Source organism: Mesorhizobium sp. M2A.F.Ca.ET.067.02.1.1 (assembly GCF_004023285.1).
Taxonomy (GTDB): domain Bacteria; phylum Pseudomonadota; class Alphaproteobacteria; order Rhizobiales; family Rhizobiaceae; genus Mesorhizobium.
The window spans coordinates 1-1,248 of the sequence record NZ_RZSB01001140.1 but is presented as its reverse complement, the minus strand read 5'-3'; the positions used below and the strand labels follow the sequence as shown (position 1 = coordinate 1,248).

The following is a 1,248-nucleotide window of genomic DNA, read 5'->3' as shown; positions in this document are numbered from 1 at the left end:
GGCCAGACGGGCGCCGGCTGGTCACCGCGCTGGCGATTGTCGCGACGGTTGTCGTGACGCTGGCGCGGGCGCTGATGGTCGAAACGCGCCAGGCGCCACAGAAGGACAGGCTTCGGTTCTTCAGCTTCGGCTGGCGTTTCGTCGGCCTTGCCTTCCCCCTCGTGGGGAGCGCCGGCCGTCCCAGCATCTGCATCGTCGGCGCCATCACCTCCACCCGCGTCGCTTCGCGCCGCGACCTCCCCCATCGAGGGGGAGGTAAAGGCGTCGGCGCCTTCGGCCGACTCAAGCACTGCAGCGGGGGCTTCCACAGTGGGAACCTCTTCCGCGACCTCGGCTGCAACTTCTGCCGGCTCTTCAACGGCAGGTTCCGCTGCTGCTTCCGAGCTGGCTTCGGCCGGAACTTCAGCGACAGGTTCCGCCGCTTCCGCGACGGCTTCAGTCGGAGCTTCGACGACTGCCGGCTCCGAGCCTTCGGCTGTTGCCTCTGCGACCGCGGCTTGCGTCTCTGCCGCCTGCGCGGCACGCGCCGCTTCTTCCGCCGCCAGCTTCGCCGCCGCCGCCTCACGCGCGGCATTGTCCTGGGCTTCGAGCTTCGCCTTCACTTCGGCGGCCGGCTTCGCCTCGGAGCGATAGCCGAGACCTTTCAGGATCTCTTCCATGTCGTCGGCGGTGGCGCCGAGGATCGACATCATCGGCGGCGTCACCATGAAGGCGTGGCCGTCATAGGCGCCGTCCGGACGCTGGCCGAGACTGGGCTTCCAGTTGGTCGCCGGGCGGATGAGGTCGGCAAGCCGCTCGAGGATGTCGACGCGCACGGCGCGGCGGCCGAGATTGCGATAGCCGGCGAGCTTGTAGAAGGTCTTGTCGAAGGCCGGGTCGATGACGACCGAGGTGCGGCCCGATGCGAGCGCATGCACCACGTCGCCGAAGCCCGGCTTGTCCTTGCCGTCGTTCTTCAGCGCCCAGAGCAAGGTCACCAGACCGGCCGGAGCCGGCTTGATCAGCGCCGGCACGAAGACATGATAAGCGCCGAAGCGCACCCCGAGCCGGCGGAGCGCCGCGCGGCCTTCCTGATCGAGCGACTTCATCTCTTCGGCGATGTCGCGGCGATTGATCAGGCCGAAATGCTCGACGAGCTGGAAGGCGATGCCGCGCGCGATGCCGGTGAGCTGGTCGGCATTCTTCAAATCGACCAGGGGCTTCAGCAGCGACTCGATCTGGAAATTGACGAAACGCTCGGCGCGGGAC

The 1,248-nt window shown here is 67.9% G+C and carries 1 pseudogene; it reads right to left on the bottom strand.

Going from position 1 to position 1,248, the window contains the following annotated elements:
* Positions 1-1,248, bottom strand: a pseudogene (locus EOA28_RS36190) (helicase); the annotation flags it as partial.